Here is an 18,014-nt window from a genome sequence, read left to right as displayed (position 1 = left end):
GTCCCCGAAGTGCTCATACTTCGTGCAAACAGGGATTCAGAACCAATATCCAATACTGAAGAAAAGAAAATCATTACCTCCTTCAGGCGACCAGGAATACGATACCTGAACGGGGCCAAAAAACGAATCCCAGCCATATCCAATTCCATATCCGGAATAATCCGGGGTGGTAAACCACTCACCGGTTCGGAAAATATCATCTTCCACATTGGCGTAGTTCAGTGAAAACAAGAGGTGGTTTTTCCGGGCAAACTCCCAGTCGAGTCTGCCATAAGCTTTCACATAGCTGTTCCCGGAAAGGCTGAGGAAATCATAGCCAAGGAATGGCTCAAAATTATTGATCATTTGTGCCCCAAACCCGCCAAGGACAAAATCAAGGGAGGTTACGTCTGAAACCCCGAGTTTAAATCCACCTTCAGTTTCCAGGTTGAGACTCAATTTGGAAAAAAGCGGAAATGCCGCCCCCATACGTGCCTTTCCGACGGAAAATTCTGCGAAATTATTATTGAAGTCGGATGAAAAAAGATAGAGGTGAAAATCCCCGTCAAAATAAAGTCCGCGAGTTGGAAAATACGCGTTGTCATAACTGTCAAGGGTTAATTTTCCAAAAGCGCTGAAATAATTACTGTTTTCAAAATAGGTGCGCTCTCCGGAATCTTCCGGGATTGAAGGTCCTCCTTGATCCGGCAATTGACTCAGGGTTCGGGTACTGTATTTTAGCAGCTTGTGTTCCAAACCCAGGCTAAAAGCAAATTCCTCCTTTAAAACGGTTTGCACATAAATTTGATTGGTCAGGTCTGTAACATCCAGATTAATGGCATTGACATCCGAATTCTGCCGGGTGTTGAAATTTTGTTGTATCAGGCTGTAGTTAATTTCTTCATCAAAACTGTTGTACCTGGAATTAATCCCAAAACTCCAATAACTCCCCTTATCCACGAAATACTGGGCCTTGTACCGGATATGATCCCCAAGAATCAGATCGAGGGAGGCGAGATCGTCATCCGCAAGCAATTTTTTCTTTGTATAGTTAACCAGGCCCGCCGTTTTATAGAGGTCATCGTAATGGAGTCCGAACCGGATGTAAGACTGAATAGGGTTCTCCTGAAGATGAAGAATGAGGTCTTCGCCCAGGCCGTTAGAAACCAACTTATATCTGATGGTGGAAAAATTTTCTGTTGCAGCCAGGTTGATAATCCCCTGTTGTAAATCCGCAAAGGCTATTTTTTCAGAAAGGTCGAATCGAAGCTTCCCCTTAATAAACCCCCTGGAATACGTACTGTTCCCGCGAATTATCAACCGATTGATCGTCAGGGAATCCACTGCTTTGGGAATCCGCGGCCGGCCAGGTTGCGACTTCTGTCTTTCCGCAACAATCTTTAAGGCTTCCCAGTTATCCCGGGCAGCCCGGTCACCCTCTGCAACAATGCTATCCAAAGCCTCAAAATCGATCACTGAGAAACGATCCATATCGGGTTTAATGTAGAGGTCCGTTTTAAGTGCCTTTTCCTCCATCTGACCTACCGTCCGATAGTTGTTGATCTGCAACAATACTTCCGTGGCAGAATTGAGCTCTTCCCGTCCCCGTAAACCATGCTGTACATCCACCCCTATGATCAGTTCAGCACCCATTGCCCGGACACGGTCGACGGGATAGTTGTTCAAAACCCCACCATCAATTAGTATCCGGCCATCGACCTCAGCTGGCATAAAAAGGGAAGGGAATGTCCCGCTGGCCATAATGGCTTCGGGCAGGTATCCCTGATCCAGCATTATTTCTTCCCCCGTTTCAACATCTGTGGCAATACAAAAAAACGGGATGGGCAGCTCATTAAAATCGGATACATCCTTTACATGATAAAGCGCCTCCACCAGTTCATTGTAAATATTCTGGCCCCCGGATAGGGCTGCGGGAATACTCACCTTAAAATTGTTGAATGGCAGCGAAAGCGCATACCGGGCTGCGGCCTCCTTCTCATAAAAAGGTTTTGCGGTCCTGGGCAATTGATCCTGGATAAGGACACTGAAATCATTGCTTCTGAAAAGGGAGTCCAGCTGTGCAGCCGAATAGCCCGAAGCGTAAAGGGCACCCACAATGGCCCCCATACTTGTACCGCCAATATAATCGATACGTATTCCGGCCTCCTCAATGATTTTTAACGCGCCAATGTGGGCCATACCCTTTGCGCCACCCCCGCTGAGCACCAACCCAACTTTCAGATCCTCATCCTGATCTACAGGGGTCTGAGAGCTGGCCACTACCGGTAGCATTAGCAATAAAATCCATAAAGAGCGCATTGTGTGAAGGTACTTTATTCGCGCAAACTATCATAAACTTTACGGGCTTTTGAAGGTCCTACAACTTCGCTTATCTCCTCTACAGAACTTTCCCGAATCCGTTTTACCGACTTGAATTTTCGCAACAATTGCTGGGCTGTCTTGGCGCCAATACCCTCGATATTTTCAAGGGCGGAATTAATGGCCGCTTTGCTTCGTTTCTTTCTGTGGAACGAAATTCCGAATCTGTGAGCTTCATTTCGAAGCTGTTGAACGATTCTCAGGCTTTCGGATTTCTTATCGAGATAGAGGGGTATCGGATCCTGTGGAAAGTAGATTTCCTCCAGTCTTTTGGCGATTCCGATGATCGCGATCTGCCCCCTGAGTCCCAATCTTTCCAAACTTTCCAGAGCCGCCGATAGCTGTCCCTTGCCACCATCGATAACAATCAGCTGGGGCAGGCTTTCCCCTTCTTCTACCAAACGCCTGTATCGACGATGGACCACTTCCGCCATAGAGGCGAAATCATCAGGCCCTTTAACGGTCTTAATGTTGTAATGCCGGTATTCCTTTTTTGAGGGTTTCCCATCTCTGAAGACCACACAGGCGGCTACAGGGTTGGTCCCCTGAATATTTGAATTATCAAAACATTCAATATGCCTTGGTTCCTCAGACAGGCGCAAATCGCGTTTCATCTGCTCCATAAGACGCCTGGTGTGCCGGTCCGGATCTGTAATCTTGATTTGCTTAAAGCGCTCCTGGCGAAAAAATCGGGCATTGCGTTCTGAAAGGGCAACGATCTTGCGTTTGTCCCCCAATTTGGGAACGTGAATTTTGATTCCCTCCGGAAGGGGCACCGCAAAAGGCAGGTAAACCTCTTTGCACTCCGATTCAAAACGCTCTCTGAGATCCACTATAGCCAGTGCCAGAAGGTCTTCATCTGCCTCCTGAAGTTTTTTGCGTATCTCCATCGTGTGTGAACGCACTACCAGGCCATGGCTTACCTGCATGTAATTGACGTACGCGTGGGTGGCATCCGATATAATTGAAAACACATCCACGTTGGTTATTTTCGGGTGAACCACTGTAGATTTGGACTGGTAATTCTCCAGGACTTCTATTTTCTCTTTGATTTGTTGCGCTTCCTCAAACTTCATTTCAGAAGCCAGCTGCTTCATCCGATTTTGAAAATACTGAAGGGAAGAACGAAAATTGCCTTTTATAATTTCACGTATATCCGCAACCTGTTGCTGGTATGAAACTTCATCCTGTAAACCCTCGCAGGGCCCGAGGCAGTTTCCAAGGTGATATTCCAGGCACACCTTGTACTTTCCCGCCTTAATTTTTTCATCCGAAAGATCGTAATTACAGGTTCTGAGGGGATATACGCTTTTTATCAGGTCCAGCAGGGCGCGTACGGTCCGCATCTGGGTGTAAGGTCCAAAGTACTCCGATCCGTCTTTAATCCGCTTACGGGTGGGGAAAATGCGGGGGAATCGCTCGTTCTTAATACAAAGCCAGGGGTAAGACTTATCATCCCGCAACAAGACATTATAGCGCGGCTGGAGGCGTTTGATCAGGTTGTTCTCCAGCAAAAGGGCATCGGATTCGGTGGGAACGACTATGTGTTTAATGGACCTGATCTTCCGAACCATGACACGGGTTTTCCCGTTCTGATGTGTTTTGGTGAAATAGGAACTAACTCTTTTTTTAAGATTTACAGCTTTCCCGACATACAGAATTTTTGACTCCGAATCGAAGAATTGATACACTCCCGGATTTTCGGGGAGTGTTTTTAGTTGAATATCGAGTGTAAGCTCATCCATTGGGGTACTGTACTGAGTTCAAAGATAAGGCCCAAGTCCTTTGCCTCGGATAGAACTCTAATTTTCCTGACTTTACACAAACAGCTCCGGGGCGATTCGCATTGCTGAAAGGTTTTTGCAGCCTTAAAGCGAATATTTGTAATCGCTGCCCCCTCTGGGATTACCTGGAAAGGAAAACTGTTTTTAGCAATTTAGACCTCTTAAACAGGTGTTAAAGACGCCTTTAAAATCAGGGGATCCAGTTAAAAAAATGTCAAATGTGTGCATTTCATCGATTAAATTATACCGTTTATGGTAAAATTTGCGTTATTCTTTTATATTTAGACCTCAAGCAATAAAACTTATGGACAATTATCTCATCACTTTGGGAATGTATCTCATACTGATGCTTTTCTTTAAAGTTTATGTGGCGGTTTCGGCCAGAGATTAACTTTTAAAGAAGTTGCGTTCCCCTGCGTATTAGGTTAAATCAGAAGCGATGAAAAAAAAACAGCTTCGGTTTACCTATCTCCAAAAACGAAACGAACTTTCCCCTTCTCAGATAGAAACGGAAAGCTTAAAAATTGCGAATCACTGTCTTGGATTACAAATCTGGGACGGTTTTTTTTATCACCTTTTTCTGAGTATACCGGAAAAAAAAGAAGTAGACACCTCCTTTTTACTTACTATACTCCAGGGCAAAGACAAAAACGTTGTGGTCCCAAAAGTAATTGGAAAACAGGACCTCGCCCATACCTTGCTTACCGATGCGACTGCGCTCAAAATGAGTTCCCTCGGAATTCCTGAACCGGTTTCCGGACTCCCCGTGGATCCGACCCTTATCGATGTTATTTTTGTTCCGTTACTCTGTTTTGACAGGGGTGGAAACCGCCTGGGGTATGGCGGAGGATTTTACGACCGTTTTCTCGCACAGTGCAGGCCTGATGCCTTAAAGATAGGGTTGAGTTTTTTCGATCCGGTGGACGCGATTACAGATATCGAAAAAACCGATATTAAGCTAAACGGCTGTGTCACCCCCAAGGGCTATTTTTCTTTCTGATTATCGCGCTTCTCAAAAGCGGTCTTGTTAAAAACAAGCAAGATGCCAACACCGGTACTGATCGCTGTATCTGCAATATTAAAAACCGGTTCAAAAAAGCGAAAGGCCTTTCCTCCGACAAAGGGGATCCAATCCGGCCATACGGTATCGATCATTGGAAAATAAAGCATATCCACTACCTTTCCGTAGAACAGACCTGCATAAGGATCGTCGGAGCCGAGTGTGGCTATTTGTCCGTAACTGTGATTGAATAACTGTCCGTAAAATACGGAATCGATGATATTCCCAATAGCACCTGCAAAAATCAAACTCACAGCAACAACGAGGGTGGTATTGGCATTTTTCCGCAAAATATCCCATAACCAGTATCCGATACCCCCAATGGCAAGCAACCTGAATACGGTGAGAATTAACTTTCCGGTTTTTTCAGATAAAGGAAGGATGTCACTGAGTTTCGTTCCCCAGGCAGCTCCTTCATTTTCAATAAAAAGAATCTTAAACCAGGAAAAAACTTCAACCGATTCACCGAGTTCGAAGTGGGTTTTTATATAGATTTTGCTGAGTTGATCTGCCAAGAGCAGGATAACGACCAGCAGGAGGGATTTCTTGAAATTCATCCAGTTCGTTTAAATCGGTCAAAAATAGGGATTATATACCAATGTACGGACACCAGGGGAGGCACTCCTGCTTTCAGAGCGAAAGGACAGAAATATTTCCCTGAGTACTGTGCAGTTTGAGGTGATGATCGCCCCTCGGCAGCGGGTCGATATGGACTTCTCCGTATTTAGAACGGGCCTCGATCACGCCGGATTTCAAATGTGCTATAATGGGAGCGGACCCCGTCTGCACTTCCGTGTTTTCGGCCCTGTGTGATAAATTACACCCGCCATCATTAAAAACGATATCGAGGTTTTTAAACACTCCGAAGGTGGTTAGCTGACAACTTGCCGCATTCAGGAATACGTCCTGATTTTCAGGCACGGTTACCTTCAGGCTGATTGAAATCACCTTGTGCGCCCCGAGTTTGTCATTTGGCATTTCGAAATTAGGACTAAAACGAGTTTCGATAAAGAGGGTTGTCCCGGATTCCCTGAAGAGCACCATCAAATCCGGACTGTACTCCCCTTCCATTTGGGCCTCAACACTTACCTCTTTAGAAGTGCCTGTTTGCAACTCTAACTTATAGGACATCGTCCCATCTATACTAACAGAGGAGATGCCCGGGTTCAGAAGGGTTTTGGTAAGTTGTTTCTGGCCATAGATGATGCCGCATCCCAGGATGTAGCATGCGAAGAATGCCCGGCATAGAACTGGGTTTAAAAAAAGCCCCGAAGGGCTTTTGATATTACTTCTGCATGTTTTTTGCTTCAATGCTAAGTGTGGCATGTGGAACTAACTTTAAGCGTTCCTTGTTAATCAGCTTTCCGGTAACCCGACAAATACCATAGGTCTTATTCTCAATTCGGAGGAGCGCATTTTTCAGGTCCCGTATGAATTTTTCCTGGCGAATAGCCAATTGTGTATTCGCCTCCTTGCTCATGGTCTCTGACCCCTCTTCAAAAGCCTTGAAGGTAGGCGAGGTGTCATCTGTACCATTATTGCCGTCATTCATATAGGAACTCCTGAGGAGGTCCAGGTGTTTTTTGGCCTTCTCTATCTTCTCTTCAATAATTGTTCTGAACTCGTCGAGGTCCTTATCGGAAAACCTCGTTTTTAGATCTTCTCCCATAACATCAGTGTTTTTGAATGAGCAACTTCGTGCTGACTTCATCAAAATCTATGGCGGTGCCTTCAATTAATTCGTCCTGAAACTCCAAGTCAGCCGTCAATGTTTCTGATTTAATGTACTGCAAATTGCTCAATACGGCCGCTTCGACCGCTTCATTTTTTAAAAATTTAACGTCAATTTTATCCGTTACCTCCAAACCTGATTCCTTTCTCAGGTTCTGGATTCGGTTTACCAGTTCTCTGGCAATTCCCTCCTTGCGCAAAGCTTCATCGATCGTAACATCCAGGGCTACCGTCAAAGGGCCTGAGGATGCGACCAACCAGCCCTCAATATCCTGTGAGCTAATTTCAACATCATCAAGGTGTAATTTAATACTTTTCTCCTCAAGGTCAAGTACAATTTCGCCCTCGCGTTCGATTTTCTGGATATCATCCTGATCCATTTCTCCCACGGCCCTGGCGATAGCCTTCATGTCTCTGCCATAGCGAGGACCCAGCGTTTTAAAATTGGGTTTGATTCGTTTGACCAGGATATCGGAAGCGTCATCCAGCAATTCAATTTCCTTTACATTGACCTCAGATTTAATTAAATCTGCGACAGCCTCAATTGCATGGCGCTCACCGGAATCCAGGACGGGTATCATGATCTTTTGAAGGGGTTGCCGCACTTTAATCCGCTCTTTCTGCCTAATAGATAGCACAAGGGAAGAGATCGTCTGAGCCCTGGCCATTTTTGTTTCCAGATCCTTATCGATCAATCCCGGGTCGGACTCTGGAAAATCCGACAGGTGTACACTCTCGGACTTTTCCTGAACGGTGGCCAATGTAAGATCCCTGTAGAGCTGCTCCATAAAAAAAGGAGCTACTGGGGCTGCCAGTTGTGAGACGCGCTTCAGGCAGGTAAAAAGGGTCTGGTAAGCGGATAACTTATCCGGACCGTATTCCCCTTTCCAGAAACGCCTTCTGCAAAGCCGCACGTACCAGTTGCTCAAATTTTCCTGAACAAAATCTGAAATCATTCGGGCCGCACGTGTGGCATCATAGGTTTCAAAAGCCCGGTCAGTCTCCAGGATCAGGGTGTTGAGTTCCGAGAGAATCCAGCGATCGATTTCAGGTCGCTGCTCAATTGGGATCTCTTCCTCCTGATAACAAAATCCGTCAATATTGGCGTACAGGGCAAAAAAGGAATAGGTGTTGTACAGCGTCCCGAAAAACTTTCGTTTTACCTCCACAATCCCATCCATATCGAATTTGAGGTTATCCCAGGGATTCGCATTGGAAATCAAATACCATCGGGTAGCATCCGGCCCGTGTTCATCGACCGTTTCAAAAGGGTTGACCGCATTGCCAAGCCGCTTTGACATTTTCTTTCCGTCCTTATCCAGCACCAACCCGTTGGAAACAACATTTCGATAGGCTACCGAATCAAAGACCATCGTAGCAATTGCGTGAAGTGTATAAAACCAACCCCGGGTCTGGTCGACGCCTTCAGCGATAAAATCTGCTGGAAAATACCGGCCCGAATCGATGAACTCCCGATTTTCAAAAGGATAGTGCCATTGTGCATAAGGCATGGAGCCGCTGTCGAACCACACATCGATAAGGTCGCTTTCCCGTCGCATGGGCTTACCGGAAGGCGCCACCAGAATAATGCGGTCCACTATATTCTTGTGAAGGTCAATCCGGTTGTAATTTGCTTCGGACATATCACCAGGCACAAACCCTTCAAACGGGTCTTCCTCCATAAATCCGGCAGCAATCGCTTTGGTGATTTCAGCCTTGAGTTCTTCAACAGACCCAATCATGGTCATCTCCTGCCCGTCCTCTGTCCTCCAGATCGGCAAGGGAATACCCCAATAACGGGATCGTGATAGATTCCAGTCATTTGCTGAAGCAAGCCAGTTCCCAAATCGGCCAGTCCCGGTAGCCTTGGGCTTCCAGTTGATTTGTCCATTGAGTTCGTACATCCGATCGCGCACCGCGGTTACCTTTATGAACCACGAATCCAGCGGGTAATATAAAATGGGTTTATCGGTCCGCCAGCAATTCGGATAACTGTGGGCGTACTTCTCAACTTTAAAAGCCTTGTTTTCTTCCTTAAGGCGAATGGCCAGTTCCACATCTACCGAACGCTCCGGTGCTTTCCCCTCCTCATAGTATTCATTCTTGACATACTTCCCGCCCAGAGAGCCCATCTCAGGCCGGAACCTGCCCTGAAGGTCTACAAGTGGCACGGGGTTCCCGGAGTCATCCAGGACGAGCAACGGGGGTATGGGTGGATCGGCTTCCTGAGCCACCTGCATGTCATCTGCACCAAATGTAGGGGCAGTATGGACGATACCGGTACCATCTTCAGTAGTTACGAAGTTTCCGGAAATCACCCGGAAGGCATCCTCGGCCCCTTCATAGGGCTGGGCGTAATCCAATAGTTGATGATAGCGAATCCCTAAAAGGGAGGAACCCTTAAATTCACGCAATACCCGAAAAGGGATTTTAGAATCCCCGGCCTTGAAGGCAGGCCACTCATCTTCTGATCCTACTTCGTAAAATTTTCCCGAGAAGACTTTATTGATCAGTGTACGGGCAAGTATAACCTTGGAGGGACTGTGTGTATACTGGTTAAAGGTCTCAACAAGGACATAGTCGATGTTCGGACCTACCGTAAGCGCCGTATTCGAAGGGAGTGTCCAGGGTGTTGTCGTCCAGGCAAGGAAATAAACCGGCCCGGATTCCCGCGTTAAAAAGTCGGGCAATGTTTCTGGAATAGCCTCAAATTGTGCGATTACAGTGGTATCGGTTACGTCCTGATACGTACCGGGCTGGTTGAGTTCATGTGAACTTAGACCTGTTCCGGCTTTTGGGGAATACGGCTGTATGGTATACCCTTTGTAGATGAGACCCTTGTCGTAGATCTGCTTAAGCAGCCACCAGACGGTCTCCATATATTTGGGCTCATAGGTGACATAAGGATCCTCTGTGTCTACCCAGTACCCGATTTTTTCGGTCATTTCATTCCAGGCATCCGTATATCTCATGACGGCCTTCTTACAGGCCTCATTATACGCTTCCACAGAAATCTTTGTACCGATATCCTCTTTGGTAATCCCCAATTCCTTTTCCACCCCTAACTCGATCGGAAGTCCATGGGTATCCCACCCGGCTTTACGTTTAACCTGAAACCCCTTCATGGTCTTGTAGCGCGGGAACAGGTCCTTTATGGTGCGGGACATCACGTGATGAATTCCGGGCATTCCATTGGCTGAGGGAGGCCCTTCATAAAAAACAAAAGGCGTACCCCCTTCTCGGGTACTGATGCTCTTTTCAAAGATGTTTCCGGTTTTCCAGAAATCTAAAACAGCTTCAGCAACCCCGGGGAGATCCAACTTTTTGTATTCTTCGAATTTCATCCAATTCCAGAATTGAGTCCTTGATTTTTCTAAAGAGCGCAAAATTAATGAATTTAGTGATAACCTGCAGGCATTTAAAGAGGAAATGGGAAGGGGTGAACATCCTCTGTAACCCGGCCAGAAAAGTCCGTAACGGATATTTCTGCGTATATGATTACAACGTTTGTATTAACCCAAATCTCATACTCATGAAAAAAAGAATCCTATCTGCCATCATGCTTTCAATGACCTTATTGTTCACGCTGGCTTCCTGCAGGGAAACAGCCGACAAAACCAAAGAAGCCGCAGCTCAGACTGAAGAAGCTTTGGAAGATGCCGCTGATGATGTAAAAGACGCCACTGAAGAGGCTGCTGAAGCCGTAGAGGAAGCGGCTGAAGAAGCCGTTGAAAAAACGGGTGAAGCCATTGAAGAAATGAATGAAGATGTGCAGAAGAAAGTTGAAGAAACCGTCGAAAATTGAAATTAGCCAGACACTTCTTAAACCAAAAACCCGTGCCAAAAGCACGGGTTTTTTTATGTCATATCCTTACATTGAAACCGGCTATTACATTAAAGCCTGCGGCAGCAATCCCGGAAGAATATGGGCGATATCGCTGATTGGTCAGGTTTTCCATGGTAAGCGTCAACTGGTAGCGGTCCCAAAGTGTATAAGATGCACGCAGGTTCAATGTATACCAGGAGGGGGAATAGGGATTTCCATTGGCGTCCTCAGCATAAATAAATGGTTTCGCCCGCTCAGACAAGGCCAGATCATCAAAAGGGATCTCCCCGTTGTAATTCATAAATACCCCGGCCTGCCAGGGGTATTTGTCCCATGCCAATTCGAGGTTTCCAAAAGTGGGGGCTACATGGCGGGCGGCCGTAATGTTGCCATCTGCTTCCTCCTCTTCGCCCTCGGCCAACGTCAGGTTTCCCCTGAATGCCCAGAATTCATGAAGGGTCGCATCAAAACCAAATTCCACACCGTAAACAAAAGCACTGGATGCATTTTGAATGGCCTGAACTTTGCTCGGCACCCCGTTATAAACAATGGTGTCCTGCCCGTTAAAGGTATAGTCGCGTCGTACCAGCGCATTGGAAAGGTATGTGTAGTAGGCAGAACCTTTTAAAACCAGTTTGTCCCCTACATTCTGGCGCAGGCCTATTTCAAAATTATAGGCGTATTCAGGCTGCAGATCCGGATTGGGAACCACCACTGAGCCCGGTTCAGAATCAAATATTTTACCCACATCATCGATGTTTGGCGCCCGGAATCCCGTTGAGGTGTTTGCCGTAATCTGGGTGTTTTCATGAGGAAACCAACTCAGGCCAAGGCTTCCGGTCAGCGCTCCGCTATTTAAACGGGCATCTTCGAAAGGGAACGGATAAAAATCCTGTTCAAAATCTGCGTCTATCCAGAAGTGACTGTACCGCAACCCGGCCAGAAGGGTCAGGTTTGGTTTTAACCGATACGTACTGTTAACGTAAGCTGCAAGGCTCAGCCAGGAAGAATCGTCGGGATAGCGCGAAGGTCCGGGCACCTGCTCAGAAGTATTGATGTTTTCCTCCTCGCCTTTTGAATCTACCCCATTGAAAACATATTCTGCCCCGTAAAACAGATTGAAATTCCCCATCTTCCGATTCTCAAAATCGAGATTTAGAGAATAGGCATCCAATTGTTCCCTGCTTTCGTATCGGATCGGGTCCTGAAAACTCCTGTCGGTTCTGCTTTCCTGGAAATACTGGTATGCGGCGCTCAGCTTTAAGCGGTCGTAAAAGGTGTTTGTCCCTTTATGAGCCATCTGCAGGTTAGCCATTCCCCAAATCTGCGGGCCGTATTGCCATTCGGCTGATCTGAGCCCTGCCTCATTATCCGCAGGTCGGATCAACCGATCGTACCTCGGATAGTCCGAGGTACGGGAGTAATGCAGCCCCAGATCAAAGGACCAGCTGTTGTTCGGCCGGTAGCCCACTTTTTGCATAAAACTCCATTGTTGGTATCCGGTAGGCACCTGGGTCCTTGGATCCTCATTAGGCCAGTAGACATCCTGTCCATCCTCCCGGACAACATAACCGGGCCGGAGATAAGAATCCGGCCCGTGCAGTCCCATTCGCAAATCGCCAAAGGAATTATACGTAAGACTTGTAAGCATGGCCCACTTCTGACTGGCCAATGCAATATCGCCATGAACCGTTTGCTCCTTGGAGGCTGTTGCCGTCCTGTATGCTGCGTTTCCCTGAACCTCGAGGGTGTCTGTACGGGCATACCTGGGTGTTTTGGTATAGAAATTCATGACCCCCCCAATGGCATCACTCCCATAAATCACAGATCCCGGACCGAAGAGCACCTCGACATTCTTTACCGAAAAGGGATCAATGGAAATGATATTCTGAATGTTACCCCCTCTGAAAATCGCATTATTCATCCGAACCCCATCTACAGAAAGTAAAACCCGGTTTGTAGCAAACCCGCGAATCATCGGGCTACCGCCACCGTACTGGCTTTTCTGGACGAATACCTTTCCCGACTGCTGCAGCAGATCGGCCGACGTTTGCGGGTTCCCCTTGGCAATTTCCGCAGCACTGATAGATTCAATTTTTTGGGGTATATCCCTTTTTTGTTGTTCCCACTTCGATATAGAGATCACAATCTCCTGCAGCTGCTCTGGTTTTGATGCCAATAGAATCCGACCGCCCATGCGGCGAATCCCTTCAGGGGAGAGAATTCGTGTTTGATACGACAGGTGACGTATCTCGATGCGTACGCCCTGGGGAAAAAGGCCAAGGTCAAAATATCCATCAAAATCCGTTAGTGCGGTGACCGAGCGGTCTTCCGTAAAGACTGCCACATCTGATATAGGCTCGCCGGTTTCCCGGTCGAATACCCCTGCCTGCTGAGCCCTAAGACCCGCTATTAATCCAAAAACTGCAATTAGTGCAAGGGTAAGTTGCCTATGAAAAAACTTCATCCAAAACGACTAAAGACTTTGGTTTTTTGAAACCGTGCAAATGTATCTCAAAATAGCGAACCAGGTTTTCAAGCAGGATTTTTCGCTGATTTTGATTCAGCTTAACGGTGTGTAATGCATCAAAATTCGTGCCTAAAAGCCTCTTAAAATAATCCAGTTCAGGACCTCCGAAACATGGATTCCAGGATGCATCGTTGCAAAAAGCGCCTTCGACAAGATCAAAATATGCACCTTCTGTCGTGCTTAGATCCGGATAAAACCCAAGATAACGCGTCAGACCAATGAGGAAACGTATGTGGAAATTTCCAATTTCCTCGTTCTGATCGAGCCATTGGAGGGTGGTTTCCACATACTGATACATCTGTGGCTCTGCCTCCTGTTCTCGTATGCTCTGCGACAGGACCTCTGCGAGAAATAAGGCGATGGCCCCTTTGCGAATATCTGTGGGAATCGAATGATAGCCGTAACTTATTGAGGCTTCACGGACATACCCGAGGGTACCTGGCTTATTGGTTTTGGCGACGATTTCCAATTGGGTGAGAGGTTGGAAAAAGGCTACTTTCAGTCGCCCCCTTCGGCTTTTTAAAATGCCCTTCAACATAAATGACTGCAAGCCTGCCTTTTCTGTCAAGAGCTTGACAATTAAGCTGTTGTCTCCGTATTTTAGAGAGGTAAGAACAATAGCCTTGGTCGTTTGGGACACTGGGAAAGAGCTTTGCGCTAAAGATACAGTTATAAAAAAGAAAACTCCCGGACAGCGTTGTCCGGGAGTTCAACTATAAATCGATTAATCTATATAACCCCCTGGGCCAGCATCGCATCGGCAACTTTAACAAAGCCAGCGATATTGGCGCCCTTAACGTAATTGCAATAACCGTCAGATTCCATACCATATTCGATACACGAGCTGTGGATATCCTCCATAATACCCCGAAGCCTTTGGTCTACTTCCTCCCGGGTCCAGCTGATCCTCAATGAATTCTGGGACATTTCCAGACCGGAGGTAGCTACGCCGCCTGCATTGGAGGCCTTGCCCGGAGCAAATAATACCCTGGCCTCATTGAAGACGTGAATAGCCTCAGGAGTTGAAGGCATGTTCGCCCCTTCCGCGATGCAGATACAACCATTTTTAACAAGACTTTCCGCATCCTTCCCATCGAGCTCATTCTGGGTAGCACAGGGTAGGGCAATATCACAGGGGACACTCCAGGGTGTTTCTCCTTTATGGTATGTCGCACCTGAATACTTCTCGGCATATTCTGAAATACGACCTCTCCGGTTATTCTTCAGGTCCATAACCCATGCCAGTTTTTCTTCATCTATCCCGTCCTTGTCGTGGATATACCCGCCAGAATCAGAAAGGGTTAGTACCCTGCCCCCCAGCTGAATAACCTTTTCAGCGGCATACTGGGCAACATTGCCAGAACCGGAAATAACGACCTGTTTTCCCTCTATGGTTTCATCACGTGTCTTAAGCATGTTCTCTGCAAAATACACCGTTCCATACCCCGTGGCCTCAGGCCTGATTTTGGATCCCCCCCAGGAAAGACCTTTACCGGTAAGCACTCCGGTAAACTCATTCCGGATTTTCTTGTACATTCCGAAAAGGAATCCGATTTCTCTTGCTCCCACGCCAATATCGCCTGCGGGAACATCGGTGTTCGGGCCTATATGCCTACATAATTCGGCCATAAACGAATGGCAGAACCGCATTACCTCATCATCGGATTTTCCTTTTGGGTCAAAATCGGAGCCTCCTTTTCCACCACCCATCGGCAGGGTGGTCAGGCTATTTTTAAACACCTGCTCAAAGGCCAGGAATTTCAGGATACTCGCATTGACCGACGGGTGAAATCTCAGGCCTCCCTTATACGGTCCGATAGCAGAATTCATCTGGACCCGATAGCCACGATTCACGTGGATCTCTCCTTTATCGTCTATCCAGGAGACTCTGAAGGAAATAAGTCGTTCTGGCTCGACCATCCTCAGCAAGATATTCTTGCCGTTGTATATTTTGTTTTGAGAGATATAGGGAATGGTTGTTTCCGCGACCTCCTGTACGGCTTGAAGGAACTCGGGTTCGTGCCCGTTTCGACTTCGGACTTCCTCCATGAAAGCCTCGATTTTTGCGTGTATTTCAGACATAGCGCTTTGGTTGATAATTGTCAGGTTCAAAAAATATGAGCTAAATTATGTCTTTCCCGTAATTCAGAGCCTGTTTTAATGAAAATTTGACAATTTTTTTTCAATCTCCAGCTCCCTGATCCCCTTAATTAAGAGCAGAAAGTGCCTGCCCGAGGTCTTCAATTAAATCTTCTGCATCCTCGATACCGACACTCAGGCGTACAAGGGCATCGGAAACGCCGCTTTTTTCCCGCTCCTCCTTTGGAATACTGGCATGCGTCATACTTGCGGGGTGACCTGCGAGACTTTCCACACCCCCCAGAGATTCAGCTAAGGTGAATACTTCGAGGGATTCCACAATTTTAACGGCATCCTCATACGTTGCCCCTTTTGGAACAAAGGAAATCATCCCCCCGAATCCATTCATTTGATTTTTGGCCACCTCGTGATTCGGATGATCCTCAAATCCGGGCCAATACACTTTTTCAATAGCCGGGTGATCGCGCAGAAACGCCGCTATTTTTGCGCCATTTTCACAATGCCGCTGCATCCGCACATGCAGGGTTTTTATGCCCCTGAGGACCAGGAAACTGTCCATGGGACCACAGACGCCCCCGCTGGCATTCTGTACAAAATACAACCGGTCTGCCAGATCGGAATCTCTGACGACCAGCGCTCCCGCGACCACGTCACTATGCCCCCCTAAATACTTCGTGGCAGAATGCATGACGATATCAGCGCCCAGATCCAGTGGTTGCTGAAGATAGGGTGTTGCAAAGGTATTGTCAACTGCCAGCAAGATGTTGTTCCTTTTGGCCAGATCCGCTACAGCCCGAATGTCAATAACATTCATCATCGGGTTTGTAGGCGTTTCCACCCAAATGAGTTTTGTGTTTTCGGAGATTGCCGCTACTATATGGCTGGGATCCTGCATATCCACAAAATGAAAATGCAGGCCGAAAGGTTCAAATACTTTTCGAAAAAGACGATAACTGCCCCCGTATAAGTCATTTGTTGAAATCACCTCATCTCCAGGACTCAGAAGTTTAATTACCGCATCCATGGCGGCAAGACCGCTTGCAAAAGCAAGGCCATAGTTTCCATTTTCAATACTCGCGAGGCTCTTCTCCAGAGCATGCCTTGTCGGGTTTCCACTCCGTGAATACTCGAATCCCTTGTGCCCTCCCGGTGTGGATTGGGCAAAGGTAGAGGTCTGGTAAATCGGAGGCATAACGGCTCCGTAAGCTTTGTCGGGCTCCTGCCCGCCGTGAATTGTATTGCTGTTGAATCTCAGTTGCTTTTTCATGGGTCGAAAATTGTTGGGACAAAGGTATTCGGATTCCACTGCGTTTACAACTCCTTCTGTGAAAATGAGTTTTTGTCCGGAGTGCGTATCTTTGGCGCTCATTCCAGTATCTATGAAAAGAGTAATTCCAATCTGTATCCTTTTTTTGCTATTTAGTTGCGCTTCAGAATCTACTACAGAGCTGAAAATGCGCGAATACCAGGGAGCCGATTGCAAGGACTGTCCGGTAGTGCACATTTCCGTACCCGAGGCAAGTGAAAAAACCGCATTGGGAAAGTCTATAAACCGGGTGATCAGGGAGGAGATCATTGAATTACTGGACTTTGACAGGGAGAATAATGCCGCGGATATTCCAGGCGCAATAGAAGCCTTTACAAAAGGATTTCAGTTTGTACAAAGTGAATTCCCGGAGGAATTGACCGGGTGGGAAGCAAGTGTTGAGGGAACTACATCTTATGATGGTCCGGATGTTTTAACCATTAAACTGGACAAATACATTTTTACAGGCGGGGCCCACGGATATGGGGGTACGGCCTACCTGAACTTCGACAGAGAAACCGGGGAAGAACTCCCGGGCTCCCAATTATTAAGAAATCCAGACGAATTTTCGGAATTAGCAGAAAGCGCTTTTCGCAAAAAATATGATATCCCCATGGAAGCCCCTATTAACAGCACGGGATTCATGTTTGAAGAAAATAAATTTAAGCTTCCCGAGAACATCGGCCTGGATGCTGAGCGTATCGTATTGCACTACAATCCCTACGAAGCCGCATCCTATGCAGACGGAGCGCTGATAATCGAAATCCCGATAGAGGAAGGCCTTCCCTATCTGAAAAAAGGCGGGAATTGATCCTCCCTACCGGATCACTTTCATAAGGGACAGGATGATTCCCAGATGAAGGCCTTCATGATAGAGGTTAAATTGCAGTGCCTCGTCTATGGAGGTAAGGACAAAACCAGCACTGGTCGTATAGGTATTGTACTCATTGAACGAGCCCTTGTTATAATCTGCTTCCAAAGTGTTCACAGTCTCCTCCAGCAATCGAGCAACGTCAGCCCGGTACTCAGGGCCCGGTAATTCAGAAGGGAATGTTCCTTTGGAATAGGCCGAAACCATATCCTCCGCTATGTACAAGGGAAGACCGCTCAACCGATAACAGAGAAGTTGTTGCACTACGAGCAAATGCGTGATATTCCACCAGATATTATTCCGAAAGCCTTCCGGGATGCATTCAAGGTCTGATTCGGAAGTATTCTCGAGAATTTTTACCAGATTTTTCCGGTGACGCTTCATCGTCTGAAAAATAAATTCGGCCTTCATTTTGAATGGGGTTTAGCGGTATTTTGCTTCTAAATTA

General features: G+C 46.9%; 14 protein-coding genes. 3 read left to right on the top strand and 11 right to left on the bottom strand.

The annotated features are described in order from the left end of the window. Window positions 1–36: 36 nt before the first annotated feature. Entirely contained in the window at window positions 37–2,298 is a 2,262-nt protein-coding gene (locus tag QU605_RS07390; protein ID WP_289724644.1) for a patatin-like phospholipase family protein, read from the bottom strand. Window positions 2,299–2,312: 14 nt separating this feature from the next. Then, window positions 2,313–4,103, bottom strand: coding sequence for an excinuclease ABC subunit UvrC (gene uvrC / locus QU605_RS07385; protein ID WP_289724643.1), 1,791 nt, complete (start codon window positions 4,101–4,103; stop codon window positions 2,313–2,315). Window positions 4,104–4,581: 478 nt separating this feature from the next. Here uvrC and QU605_RS07380 point away from each other — a divergent pair, with 478 nt between their 5' ends. Next, complete coding sequence (locus QU605_RS07380) at window positions 4,582–5,142, top strand: 5-formyltetrahydrofolate cyclo-ligase (protein WP_289724642.1); 561 nt, start codon at window positions 4,582–4,584, stop codon at window positions 5,140–5,142. On the opposite strand, the gene QU605_RS07375 is transcribed toward QU605_RS07380, so the two are convergent. The 4 genes from QU605_RS07375 to ileS all read right to left on the bottom strand — a co-directional run bounded on the left by QU605_RS07375 (window position 5,127) and on the right by ileS (window position 10,277). Then, entirely contained in the window at window positions 5,127–5,759 is a 633-nt protein-coding gene (locus QU605_RS07375; RefSeq protein WP_289724641.1) for a lipoprotein signal peptidase, read from the bottom strand. The genes QU605_RS07380 and QU605_RS07375 overlap by 16 nt on opposite strands. Before the next feature lie 73 nt (window positions 5,760–5,832). Beyond that, a complete protein-coding gene (locus QU605_RS07370) occupies window positions 5,833–6,528 on the bottom strand; it encodes a hypothetical protein (RefSeq protein WP_289724640.1) in 696 nt (231 codons plus the stop codon). Continuing rightward, the gene (locus QU605_RS07365) at window positions 6,488–6,871 is read right to left on the bottom strand and encodes a TraR/DksA family transcriptional regulator (RefSeq protein ID WP_289724639.1); all 384 of its coding nucleotides are present in this window, start codon (window positions 6,869–6,871) and stop codon (window positions 6,488–6,490) included. Before QU605_RS07365 ends, QU605_RS07370 begins: the two co-directional genes overlap by 41 nt. A gap of 4 nt (window positions 6,872–6,875) precedes the next feature. Then, window positions 6,876–10,277, bottom strand: coding sequence for an isoleucine--tRNA ligase (gene ileS, locus QU605_RS07360; RefSeq protein ID WP_289724638.1), 3,402 nt, complete (start codon window positions 10,275–10,277; stop codon window positions 6,876–6,878). A 188-nt stretch (window positions 10,278–10,465) separates the two neighbouring features. Here ileS and QU605_RS07355 point away from each other — a divergent pair, with 188 nt between their 5' ends. Beyond that, window positions 10,466–10,738, top strand: a complete 273-nt coding sequence (locus tag QU605_RS07355; protein ID WP_289724637.1) for a hypothetical protein — start codon at window positions 10,466–10,468, stop codon at window positions 10,736–10,738. 58 nt (window positions 10,739–10,796) lie between these two features. Here the strand turns inward: QU605_RS07355 and QU605_RS07350 are convergent, their stop codons facing one another. The 4 genes from QU605_RS07350 to QU605_RS07335 all read right to left on the bottom strand — a co-directional run bounded on the left by QU605_RS07350 (window position 10,797) and on the right by QU605_RS07335 (window position 16,656). Then, window positions 10,797–13,226, bottom strand: a complete 2,430-nt coding sequence (locus tag QU605_RS07350; protein ID WP_289724636.1) for a TonB-dependent receptor — start codon at window positions 13,224–13,226, stop codon at window positions 10,797–10,799. Further along, window positions 13,210–13,929, bottom strand: a complete 720-nt coding sequence (recO, locus tag QU605_RS07345; protein ID WP_289724635.1) for a DNA repair protein RecO — start codon at window positions 13,927–13,929, stop codon at window positions 13,210–13,212. Before recO ends, QU605_RS07350 begins: the two co-directional genes overlap by 17 nt. Before the next feature lie 89 nt (window positions 13,930–14,018). Then, entirely contained in the window at window positions 14,019–15,362 is a 1,344-nt protein-coding gene (gene gdhA / locus QU605_RS07340) for an NADP-specific glutamate dehydrogenase (protein WP_289724962.1), read from the bottom strand. Window positions 15,363–15,495: 133 nt separating this feature from the next. Next, window positions 15,496–16,656: a cystathionine gamma-synthase gene (locus QU605_RS07335; RefSeq protein ID WP_289724961.1), complete on the bottom strand. Its 1,161-nt coding sequence runs from the start codon at window positions 16,654–16,656 to the stop codon at window positions 15,496–15,498. Window positions 16,657–16,768: 112 nt separating this feature from the next. On the opposite strand from QU605_RS07335, the gene QU605_RS07330 reads away from it, so the two are divergent. Beyond that, the gene (locus tag QU605_RS07330) at window positions 16,769–17,506 is read left to right on the top strand and encodes a DUF3298 and DUF4163 domain-containing protein (protein ID WP_289724634.1); all 738 of its coding nucleotides are present in this window, start codon (window positions 16,769–16,771) and stop codon (window positions 17,504–17,506) included. Window positions 17,507–17,512: 6 nt separating this feature from the next. Here the strand turns inward: QU605_RS07330 and QU605_RS07325 are convergent, their stop codons facing one another. Then, window positions 17,513–17,977, bottom strand: a complete 465-nt coding sequence (locus QU605_RS07325) for a DinB family protein (protein ID WP_289724633.1) — start codon at window positions 17,975–17,977, stop codon at window positions 17,513–17,515. Window positions 17,978–18,014 lie beyond the last annotated feature (37 nt).

It is taken from the genome of Robiginitalea aurantiaca (assembly GCF_030380815.1).
Lineage (GTDB): Bacteria > Bacteroidota > Bacteroidia > Flavobacteriales > Flavobacteriaceae > Robiginitalea > Robiginitalea aurantiaca.
The sequence above is the reverse complement of the archived record's forward strand: the minus strand, read 5'-3'. Positions and strand labels throughout refer to the sequence as shown.

What these genes read in the sequence shown, in the direction of transcription:
- QU605_RS07325 (WP_289724633.1), bottom strand. Translation starts at nt 17,977, where the DNA reads ATGAAGGCCGAATTTATTTTTCAGACGATGAAGCGTCACCGGAAAAAT.
- QU605_RS07370 (WP_289724640.1), bottom strand. Translation starts at nt 6,528, where the DNA reads ATGCCACACTTAGCATTGAAGCAAAAAACATGCAGAAGTAATATCAAA.
- QU605_RS07335 (WP_289724961.1), bottom strand. Translation starts at nt 16,656, where the DNA reads ATGAAAAAGCAACTGAGATTCAACAGCAATACAATTCACGGCGGGCAG.
- QU605_RS07380 (WP_289724642.1), top strand. Translation starts at nt 4,582, where the DNA reads ATGAAAAAAAAACAGCTTCGGTTTACCTATCTCCAAAAACGAAACGAA.
- QU605_RS07330 (WP_289724634.1), top strand. Translation starts at nt 16,769, where the DNA reads ATGAAAAGAGTAATTCCAATCTGTATCCTTTTTTTGCTATTTAGTTGC.
- QU605_RS07350 (WP_289724636.1), bottom strand. Translation starts at nt 13,226, where the DNA reads ATGAAGTTTTTTCATAGGCAACTTACCCTTGCACTAATTGCAGTTTTT.
- QU605_RS07355 (WP_289724637.1), top strand. Translation starts at nt 10,466, where the DNA reads ATGAAAAAAAGAATCCTATCTGCCATCATGCTTTCAATGACCTTATTG.
- QU605_RS07390 (WP_289724644.1), bottom strand. Translation starts at nt 2,298, where the DNA reads ATGCGCTCTTTATGGATTTTATTGCTAATGCTACCGGTAGTGGCCAGC.
- uvrC (WP_289724643.1), bottom strand. Translation starts at nt 4,103, where the DNA reads ATGGATGAGCTTACACTCGATATTCAACTAAAAACACTCCCCGAAAAT.
- QU605_RS07375 (WP_289724641.1), bottom strand. Translation starts at nt 5,759, where the DNA reads ATGAATTTCAAGAAATCCCTCCTGCTGGTCGTTATCCTGCTCTTGGCA.
- ileS (WP_289724638.1), bottom strand. Translation starts at nt 10,277, where the DNA reads ATGAAATTCGAAGAATACAAAAAGTTGGATCTCCCCGGGGTTGCTGAA.
- QU605_RS07365 (WP_289724639.1), bottom strand. Translation starts at nt 6,871, where the DNA reads ATGGGAGAAGATCTAAAAACGAGGTTTTCCGATAAGGACCTCGACGAG.